At 26.9% G+C, this 9,574-nt stretch carries 10 protein-coding genes; all 10 read right to left on the bottom strand.

Going from position 1 to position 9,574, the window contains the following annotated elements; all coding sequences use genetic code 11:
- Window positions 1-169: 169 nt before the first annotated feature.
- The 10 genes from BUE91_RS02080 to msrB all read right to left on the bottom strand — a co-directional run bounded on the left by BUE91_RS02080 (window position 170) and on the right by msrB (window position 9,445).
- Complete coding sequence (locus BUE91_RS02080; protein WP_066901249.1) at window positions 170-793, bottom strand: V-type ATP synthase subunit D; 624 nt, start codon at window positions 791-793, stop codon at window positions 170-172.
- Between the two features lie 2 nt (window positions 794-795).
- Window positions 796-2,175 carry a V-type ATP synthase subunit B gene (locus tag BUE91_RS02075; protein ID WP_073507784.1) on the bottom strand — a complete coding sequence of 460 codons (1,380 nt, stop codon included), beginning with the start codon at window positions 2,173-2,175 and terminating at the stop codon, window positions 796-798.
- Window positions 2,175-3,890: a V-type ATP synthase subunit A gene (locus BUE91_RS02070; RefSeq protein ID WP_066901265.1), complete on the bottom strand. Its 1,716-nt coding sequence runs from the start codon at window positions 3,888-3,890 to the stop codon at window positions 2,175-2,177. The genes BUE91_RS02075 and BUE91_RS02070 overlap by 1 nt, the downstream gene beginning before the upstream one ends.
- A 68-nt stretch (window positions 3,891-3,958) precedes the next feature.
- A complete protein-coding gene (locus BUE91_RS02065; protein ID WP_012858298.1) occupies window positions 3,959-4,288 on the bottom strand; it encodes a V-type ATP synthase subunit F in 330 nt (109 codons plus the stop codon).
- Window positions 4,281-5,204, bottom strand: coding sequence for a V-type ATPase subunit (locus tag BUE91_RS02060; RefSeq protein ID WP_073507782.1), 924 nt, complete (start codon window positions 5,202-5,204; stop codon window positions 4,281-4,283). Before BUE91_RS02060 ends, BUE91_RS02065 begins: the two co-directional genes overlap by 8 nt.
- Window positions 5,205-5,215: 11 nt before the next feature.
- Complete coding sequence (locus tag BUE91_RS02055) at window positions 5,216-5,764, bottom strand: V-type ATP synthase subunit E (protein ID WP_073507781.1); 549 nt, start codon at window positions 5,762-5,764, stop codon at window positions 5,216-5,218.
- A gap of 9 nt (window positions 5,765-5,773) precedes the next feature.
- Window positions 5,774-6,247, bottom strand: a complete 474-nt coding sequence (locus tag BUE91_RS02050; RefSeq protein ID WP_066901257.1) for a V-type ATP synthase subunit K — start codon at window positions 6,245-6,247, stop codon at window positions 5,774-5,776.
- A 13-nt stretch (window positions 6,248-6,260) separates the two neighbouring features.
- Entirely contained in the window at window positions 6,261-8,177 is a 1,917-nt protein-coding gene (locus BUE91_RS02045) for a V-type ATP synthase subunit I (RefSeq protein ID WP_073507780.1), read from the bottom strand.
- A 3-nt stretch (window positions 8,178-8,180) separates the two neighbouring features.
- On the bottom strand, window positions 8,181-8,495 hold the full coding sequence (locus tag BUE91_RS02040; protein ID WP_066901261.1) for a hypothetical protein: 315 nt from the start codon (window positions 8,493-8,495) through the stop codon (window positions 8,181-8,183).
- A gap of 11 nt (window positions 8,496-8,506) precedes the next feature.
- On the bottom strand, window positions 8,507-9,445 hold the full coding sequence (msrB, locus tag BUE91_RS02035; protein WP_244889869.1) for a peptide-methionine (R)-S-oxide reductase MsrB: 939 nt from the start codon (window positions 9,443-9,445) through the stop codon (window positions 8,507-8,509).
- Window positions 9,446-9,574: the final 129 nt, after the last annotated feature.

Below are 9,574 nucleotides of genomic sequence, written 5' to 3'. Positions count from 1 at the left end.
GCCATTTATTCTCTCCTAATACTATATATATTTCTACGCTAATATTATACCTTAACTTTTTATAATGTCAATTACTTAGAATGAAATTTTTTTACATTTTTTAATTATTTTTTGAAATTTTAATTCAAAAGTATAAAAAAAGGCGAAATAATTCGCCATTTACTATATATTAATTTTTTATTCCAGCTTTCATTAATCTAATGATAGCTCCTCTATCATTTTCATCAAGTTTCATTCTAATAAACTTTATTGTTTCTTCTAAAGTTGGTATAGTCATATATTCCAAAGCATTAACTCTTCTTCTTGTTTTTTCTATTTCATCTGCCATTAATTGTGCAGATTTTTCAATTTCAGAAAGCTTTAATAACTCATTCATAATATTACTTAAATCTTCCACAGCCATATCTAATTCTGAACTTGTAGAGGCAAATGAATAAGGGTAAATATCATCATCATCACCATTTTTTTCTAAAGTAAGCTGAGGTATTCTAACGCTCATAACATTTTTCTTCGCTACATTTACTTCAAAACTAATCTTTGGAACAGCAACAGATTCTTCAAAAGAAGATTCTGAAATTAATGATTTAGATATAGCGAAATTTTTAAGTGAACCTATTAATTTGTCCTCTACTCTCTTTCTCATTTCTCTATTTTGTTTTATTATTTCTATAAATATTCTCATTAATTCATCTTGCTTATCCTTAAGTAATTTATGCCCTTTTTTAGCTGTAACCAACTTTATTTTAAGTTTACTTAACTCCATTCTTGTTGGGTTTACATTTAATCTAGCCATAATTAATTATCCTTTTTTTCAAGATATTTTTCCAAGTATTCATCTCTAATTCTCTTAAGCTCATTTTTAGGTAATATTCTTAATAAATCCCAACCAAGCTCAAGAGTATCTATTATACTTCTATTTAATGTAAATCCTTGTCCAACATATTTTTCTTCAAATTCAGTTGCAAATCTTGCAAATTGTTTATCTGTATCAGACAATGCAGATTCTCCTAATATTACTGCCAATTCTTTTGCTTCCTTACCTGTTGCATAAGCTGAGAATAATTGATTCATTGTATCTGCATGATCTTCTCTTGTTTTATTTTTCCCTATACCTTTATCTTTTAATCTTGAAAGTGATGGTAAAACATCAATAGGTGGCATTATATTCTTCTTATATAATTCTCTTGAAAGAACTATTTGTCCTTCAGTAATATATCCAGTTAAATCTGGAATTGGATGAGTTTTATCATCTTCTGGCATTGTTAATATCGGGATTTGAGTAATAGATCCTGGTTTCCCTTTTAGTTTTCCAGCTCTTTCATATAATGTTGATAAATCTGTATATAGATATCCTGGGTATCCACGTCTTCCAGGAACTTCTTTTCTTGCAGCTGAAATTTCTCTTAAAGCTTCACAATAATTTGTTAAATCTGTAATTATAGTTAAAACATTCATTCCTTTTTCAAATGCTAAATATTCTGAACAAGTTAATGCCATTCTTGGTGTTGCAATTCTTTCTACTGAAGGATCATTAGCTAAATTAATAAATAGAACTGCTCTATCTATAGCTCCTGTTTTCTTAAAATCTTCAATGAAAAACTCTGCTTCTTCATAAGTTATTCCTACAGCAGCAAAAACTACAGCAAATTTTTCTCCATCTCCTAATACTCTAGCCTGTCTTGCAATCTGAGCTGCAAGTTCAGCATGAGGAAGTCCTGAACCAGAAAATATTGGTAATTTTTGTCCTCTTACTAAAGTATTTAATCCATCTATTGCAGAAACACCTGTTTGTATAAATTCAGATGGATAATCTCTTGCAACTGGATTTAATGCAAGTCCATTAATATCTAAAGATTTTTCAGCAACTATTTTTGGTCCATTATCTTTTTCTCTACCTAAACCATCAAAAACTCTACCTATCATATCTTCAGAAACTCTTAATTTTAAAGGTCTTCCTAAAAATCTAACCTTAGAATCTCTCATATTTATACCTGCTGGTGATTCAAATAACTGAAGTACTGCCTTATCTTCATTTACTTCTAAAACTTTTCCAAATCTTATTTCACCATTTTGTGTTTCTACTTCTACTAATTCATCATAGCTTACACCTTCAACTCCCTCAACAGTCATTAATGGTCCAACTATTTCATTAATTGTTTTATATTCTTTAATCACTACATTACCTCCCCTTGTCTTGAGATAAGTTCATTAATTTTTTCTTCAACTTCTTTATTTATTTCATCTATCTTATATATATCTTCCTCTGATAAATATTTTGCTCTAGCAATTTTTTCTCTAACTTCTAATTCTAATATATCATTTACATATACATTCTTTTTCAGAGCTTTTTGAGCTTGATTATAGAAGTGTAATACCATATTTAGCATCTTATTTTGTTTATCAAGAGAAGTATAAGTATCTTGTTCATGGAATGCATTTTGTTGTAAATAATCTTCTCTTATACTTTTAGCTGCTTCAAGTTTTAATTGGTCTTCAAATGATAAAGTATCCTTACCTACTAACCTTACAATTTCTTGAAGTCCTGCTTCTTCTTGTAGTAATTTCATAGCCATAGTTCTATTAGATGAGAATTTTTCATCAACATTTTTATCCATCCACTCATCAACCTTAGTTTGATATAATGAATAAGAATTTAACCAGTTAATAGCTGGAAAATGTCTTCTGTATGCAAGTTGTGCATCTAATCCCCAGAATACTTTAACTATACGTAATGTAGCTTGCGAAACTGGTTCTGAAATATCTCCACCTGGAGGTGACACTGCTCCTATAACTGTAAGTGCCCCTATTCTTTCATCTTCTCCAAGACAAATTACTTTACCTGCTCTTTCATAGAAATCTGCAGCTCTTGATGATAGATATGCAGGATATCCTTCATCTCCAGGCATTTCTTCTAAACGTCCAGACATTTCTCTTAAAGCTTCTGCCCAACGAGAAGTTGAATCTGCCATTATTGATACTGAATAACCCATATCTCTAAAATATTCAGCTATAGTTATCCCTGTATATATTGAGGCTTCCCTTGCAGCAACAGGCATATTTGAAGTATTAGCAATTAATACTGTTCTTTGCATAAGTGATTTTCCTGTAAGTGGATCTATAATTTCTGGAAATTCCATTAATACATCTGTCATTTCATTTCCACGTTCTCCACAACCAACATAAACTACTACTTGTGCATCTCCCCATTTAGCAAATTGATGTTGTACTACAGTTTTACCTGAACCAAATGGACCAGGAACACATGCTGTTCCTCCCTTAGATACTGGGAAAAATGTATCTATTACTCTTTGTCCTGTAATTAATGGTTCATCAGGATTTATTTTTTTAGCATATTTTCTACCTTTTCTTACTGGCCATCTTTGTATCATATTTACATTAACATCACCATTTACTGTTTCTATTACAGCTATAGTATCTTCTACTGTAAAGTTTCCACTTTTTATTTCTTTTATTTTACCTTCTACACCTATAGGAACCATTATTTTATGATTAATTACTTCTGTTTCTTGTACCGTTCCTAGTATATATCCTGAACTTACTTCATCTCCTATTGATTTAGTTGCAATAAATTCCCAGATTTTTTCTCTATCTAAGGCATTAACTTCTACTCCTTTTAATAGAAAATCTCCAACTTTTTGTTTTATTTTATCAAGAGGTCTTTGTATACCATCAAACATATTTTCTAAAAGTCCTGGTCCTAACTCAACTGATAGAGGCATTCCTGTAGTCTCTACAGGTTCATTTGTTCCTATTCCAGTAGTTTCTTCATATACTTGTATAGAGGCTCTATCTCCCCTCATTTCTATTATTTCACCTATAAGCTTATCATTACCAACTTTTACCATGTCAAATACATTAGCGTGTTGCATATTTTCAGCAACTACAAGTGGTCCTGATACTTTTACTATTCTCCCTTGCAAAGTATTTTCTCCCTTCGTTAAAAGATATTAGTTCCTATTGCCTTTTCTATATTCTCATCTATTTTTGACATTCCTAGATTTAAACTACCACTATTATTAGGTATTAGCGTAATCATAGGAAGAACTTCTGTCTTATATCTTTCTAAAACTTCTTCTGCTCTTTTTGCATATTCCTCTGTAATAAATATTATTCCATATTTATTACTTGCTAAATAATCTATAGTTGACTTTATTTTTTGTATACTCATTTCTTCATTTTCAAAATTATCTATACTAAATACATCAATTCCTAACACCTTAAAAGAAATTACAGTGTCCCTATCTCCAATAGCAGCTATTTTATACATAAACACCTCTCAATCTCTCTTTAATTAATTCTGTGTCTATATTATTTAATTTACCTGACATAATTAATCTAAGTGCTTTCATTTCATATTCTTTAGCAATAATATATGTAAATATTGGTTCTGGACCTATAATAACATTTCTATAATCTATCGCTAAATTGATTATCATATTATCAAACATTTTCTCAATTTCTGAAATATTACTATCTTTTTCAAATCTATCCCAATATTTAGCTATAGTTAATTTCTTAAATACAGGTAAGTATGTATCATTTTCATATACTTTTATTATATCATCTTTTGAAATACTTCCACCATCAACAAACATATTCTCTACAAAATCAATGTTTTTATTTTGTTTTTTTAATCTTAAAAAAGTAACCATATTATATTTATCTATTACAATATTACTATATTTAATAAATATTTCTTCGTTTAAATCTCTAGAATTTCTATATACATCTGCCAAATACATTTTATCAAGTAAGATAGATGCTTTTTGTAAATCCTTTTCTTTTTTTGCAATTAAAAGTTTGTTTTCAAAATCAACCTTTTTCATACCTGTATCTAAGATATGCTTTTCAAGATCAGAATTTGAATAATCATTTTTTAATCTCAACTTAAGATTTTGATATTCATACTTCAAAGCAATCAAATCTATTATTCCTTGCTCTTTTTTAGCAAGTTCCCTAACAAAATTAAATACTTTTTTAGTTTCATTAAATAAAATTTTTTCATACATTTCATCATTTGTCACCCCAGCCATAGAAAATGCATATTCTGTATCATTTAATGTTTTAAGAATATCTTTTAAAGTATTTGTTTCGATCATTCTTATTAATTTTTGTTCTGTTAATAATTTTTTTTCTTGTATTTTTATAATAGAAACAGGCAAAATGAAATCATTTCTATTCATATTCATTCTCCTTATTCAAAATATTTTTGTATTGCTTCTTCTAATTCTTCTCTTTTATATCTAATCAAACTATCAAAACTAAAGTTTTCCTCAATACCTTTATATTTAATAATAAAGCCATTTTTTACTTTTTCATCAACTTTAATATTAGGTAATAAACCTAATAATCCACTAAACTTTTTAGGTAATAATATATCTTCATCATCAAATTTTTTAGTTCTTTTTTCAAGATTATACATTAAAAAACTTTTCATTTCTTCTATAGATATATTCTCTAAATTTTCTCTTAATTTATCTATAGTTTCTGATATTAAGGTTTGTTTTGTTTGAAGTAAAATATTTTTACATTTTAACTCAATACCTGAAGTAATTCTTTCAAGTTCTAATGTTTTAGTTGATTCAAATTTTCTAGCAATATTTTCTTTTTCTATTTTTAACTTGTCATCAAAATCATTTTTTAAAATATTCATTTGTTTATTTGCTTCTTCTGTTATCAAAGATATTTTTTCATCACTATCAACATTTATCTTCGAAATAATATTTTCTAAATTTGATATCATTATTTTCTCCTATGCTATATTGTTTAATAAGATTACAGATATTACTAATCCAAGTAATGCATAAATCTCAACCATTACAGCATATACTATACCTTTAACTTGTTGTTCTTCATTTTTTGCAAGTATTGTTATCCCTGCAACTGATACTCTTGCTTGTGCTAAAGCTGAATGTAATCCAACAAATGCTATAGGTAAACAAGCCATTAATATTGCCACACCTTGTGAAAATGTTGTAGCTGAATTAATTTGTCCTGAAGCCAATAAAGCAATAACAAAACCATATAATCCTTGTGATCCTGGTAATAATTGTAAAATTAATGATTTACCAAATTTTTCTGGTTCTTCTATAACTATCCCTGCTGCAGCCTCTCCAACCATTCCAACTGCTTTTGCTGAACCTATTCCTGATAATATTGCTGCAAGTGCTGCTCCTAAATACCCTAAAGCTGGTCCTAAATTTACTAATACTAATTCTAAAGTCATTTTTATTTTCCTCCTAATTATCTCTAATATTTATATATTTTTCTTTTATTTTAAAATCTTTAAATGGTTTTCCTCCACCTTCATAAAACTTAGAAAAAAATTCAACATATATAAGTCTTGATGTATGCACATATGCTCCTAACATTGATAAAAATAGATTAAATCCATGTCCTATTACTAATATCAATGCTACAAATATTAACATATACCATTTATTACCCAACATTGATGCTATCATATTTACAGCATATGCTATATATCCACCAGATAATCCAAGTGCCATAAGCCTTACATATGAAATTAAATCACCCATATAACCTGAAATTCCATATAATGCATATACCCCTAAACCTATTCTACCACCAATATTTTTAACTTCTCTACCACCTGTAGCTATTATTAAAAGCATAGAAATTATCATAGTATACTTAGCAATATCTACAATGTTTCCTGTTAATCCTGTAAACTTAGCATAAATAAAATATCCAGTAGAAATTAATGTTAATATCCAAAATCCTACATCACATAATGAATCATAGTATTTTTTATCTCTTATTAATATGAAAGCTTTAATACCTAAAGCTATAAATATATGTACTATACCTAATATTATTGAAAGTACCATTACTGGTTTATAGTTACTTGTTGGTGAATAAAAATGTAATGAATTGCTAAATTCATAACCAAATAATGAACCATATATTAATCCCCAAAACATAGTTGATAAACCTAGCATGAATAAAAATTTAACTGAGGATTTACTGTTTTTATCTAATTTAAAAAATAATAAAAATACAGCTGATAAAATACTTACAACTATACCATAACCTAAATCTGCTATCATCATTCCAAAGAATAACCAGAAAAATGGAGCAACAAGTATAGTTGGATCTATTTCCTTATACTTAGGTAATGAATAAGTTGCTGTAAGTGTTTCAAATGGTTCTAAAACTTTATTATTCGTAAGTTTTATAGGGATATCTCTTGAATTTTCATCAAATTCTTCATATTCTAAGTAATAATCTTTATCACATACTTTTTCTATTCTTTTTTCAAATTCTTCTTTTCTATCAGTTGGAATGTATCCACTTATAGCACTTAATTTTTCAGTAGATTTAAACATCTCTTTAACATTTTCTTTTAATAATATTGTTTTATAATATTCATAAGATATTTCTAATTTTTCTAAATGTCTTCCATTTTCATTTAGCTTATTATCAAGAGCTTCAATATCTAATTTATTATTATTAAGTTTTTCTATTTTTTCATTTTTTGTTACAATAGGAAGCTTTTCAATATCTATACTTAATTTATTAAAGTTATATAATCTAAGCTTATCTGAAATATTTTCATTTTTATATGAATAAATTATAAAATTAACTTCTTTTTTTCCATATTCTACTATTTCTAATTCAGATAAAGTTAATTCTTCTAATTTAAATTTTTCAAAATTTTTTACTGACATACTCCCTATATTAACATCTACATTTTTAAGTTTTTCTAAATCTTTTTTAGTAATATCAAGATTAGACCATTTTTCATATTCCCTTATTTCATTTATCAATGATTCATTTGCCTTAATTTTACTTTCTTTTTGATAAAAGATTTGATTAATTTCCTCTACTATACTATTAATATCTATATTACTAATATATTTTTCAAGTTCTTGATAATTAAATTCCTTTTTCCCTTCTCTTAAAGATTCAATCAAAGGTTTTTTCTTGGAATATTTTCTAATCTTTTTAATAATAGACTCTATCTTATATATCTTTTCTTCTAGTTCATCCTTATTATTTGATTTTAAATTATTTAATTCTAAATTAAGTTCTCTAAAGTCTACTTCAACAAATTCTTGTAGTTGTTTCAATAAGGCATTTAGTTCATTCTTAAAGCTTATTAAATTAAACCTTTCAACCTTTACTATTGCCATATTTTATCCTTTCATTACTATATTTTTAACTTCCTCTATCACTAAATTAATTTTATTATGAAAGTCATTTGATAATTTTTCAGATTTATCTTTCATATCTGTAACCTTATACTCCAATGATTTTTTTAATTCTTCTTTTTCTTCATCTAATTTATTAATTAATTCCTCTTTGTATTCTTTAACTTTTTGTGTAAAAGATTGTTCTAACTCTTGTTTCAAACTTTCTATACTAGAATTAATTTCTTTTTGAGAAGTTTCAAATTTTTCCTTAGCAATTTTTTCTATTTCCTCTAATTTTTCTAAAATTTCTTTTGCCATTTTCACTCCTTTTAAAATAAGACTATATAATCTCCATAGCCATATTCTTCTAATTTATCTTTTGAAATAAATCTTAATATTGAACCATTAATACAATAACGTAATGATCCTTTATCCTTTGGTCCATCAGTAAATACATGTCCAAGATGTGCTAAATCTTTTGCACTTTTTACTTCTATTCTATTCATACCGTGTGAATTATCTTCATAAAAATTAACTGTCTCTGTTAATATCGGTTTTGTAAAACTTGGCCAACCACAGCCAGCATCAAATTTATCTTGTGACATAAAAAGTGGTTCTCCTGTAACAACATTAATATATATTCCTTCTTCATCAAATTTTTCATATTCTGATGTAAAAGGTCTTTCTGTTGCACTATTTTGTGATATATCAAATTCTAATTGTGATAATTTTTGTCTTAATTCTGTCAATTCAGGTTTAGTATATATCTTATCAAAAACTGGATCTTTCACTGAATTTAAATTTATATGACAATAACCATCAGGATTATTATCAAGATAATTTTGATGATAATCTTCAGCTAAAATATATTCTCTTAATGGCTCATTTTCAACAACAAGTTTAGAACCTATTTTATTTTCAATAAAACTATACACTTTATTTATCACTGGAACATCTGATGAATCAATATAGTATATTCCTGTTCTATATTGTCTACCAATATCTCCACCTTGTTTATTTATTGATAATGGATCTATCAATTTAAAAAATCTAAGTAACAGTTCTTCAAGTCTTACTAAATTTGAATTGTATTCAATTTCTAGTGTCTCTACATGATCAGTAAACTTTAACTCTCTATAACTTGTATTAGAAGTTATACCATTTGCATACCCTACAGTTGTATTTACAACACCAAGTATTTTATTAAAGTAACCTTGCATGCCCCAAAAACATCCACCAGCTAAATAAATTTTTTTCAAAAAAATCACCTCTCTATATTTACCACTACAATTATATCATAATTTAAATAGAAAGTACATAAACAAAAGGCTATGAATGAATAGATTCTACTATAAAAGAATTAAATAATAAAACAAGTCCCTTTCAAGTCTTACTGA

Source organism: Streptobacillus notomytis, from assembly GCF_001902585.1.
Taxonomy (GTDB): Bacteria; Fusobacteriota; Fusobacteriia; order Fusobacteriales; family Leptotrichiaceae; genus Streptobacillus; species Streptobacillus notomytis.
The sequence above is the reverse complement of the archived record's forward strand: the minus strand, read 5'-3'. Positions and strand labels throughout refer to the sequence as shown.

What these genes read in the sequence shown, in the direction of transcription:
- BUE91_RS02070 (WP_066901265.1), bottom strand. Translation starts at nt 3,890, where the DNA reads ATGCAACACGCTAATGTATTTGACATGGTAAAAGTTGGTAATGATAAG.
- BUE91_RS02040 (WP_066901261.1), bottom strand. Translation starts at nt 8,495, where the DNA reads ATGGCAAAAGAAATTTTAGAAAAATTAGAGGAAATAGAAAAAATTGCT.
- BUE91_RS02050 (WP_066901257.1), bottom strand. Translation starts at nt 6,247, where the DNA reads ATGACTTTAGAATTAGTATTAGTAAATTTAGGACCAGCTTTAGGGTAT.
- BUE91_RS02080 (WP_066901249.1), bottom strand. Translation starts at nt 793, where the DNA reads ATGGCTAGATTAAATGTAAACCCAACAAGAATGGAGTTAAGTAAACTT.
- BUE91_RS02055 (WP_073507781.1), bottom strand. Translation starts at nt 5,764, where the DNA reads ATGATATCAAATTTAGAAAATATTATTTCGAAGATAAATGTTGATAGT.
- BUE91_RS02045 (WP_073507780.1), bottom strand. Translation starts at nt 8,177, where the DNA reads ATGGCAATAGTAAAGGTTGAAAGGTTTAATTTAATAAGCTTTAAGAAT.
- BUE91_RS02060 (WP_073507782.1), bottom strand. Translation starts at nt 5,204, where the DNA reads ATGAATAGAAATGATTTCATTTTGCCTGTTTCTATTATAAAAATACAA.
- BUE91_RS02065 (WP_012858298.1), bottom strand. Translation starts at nt 4,288, where the DNA reads ATGTATAAAATAGCTGCTATTGGAGATAGGGACACTGTAATTTCTTTT.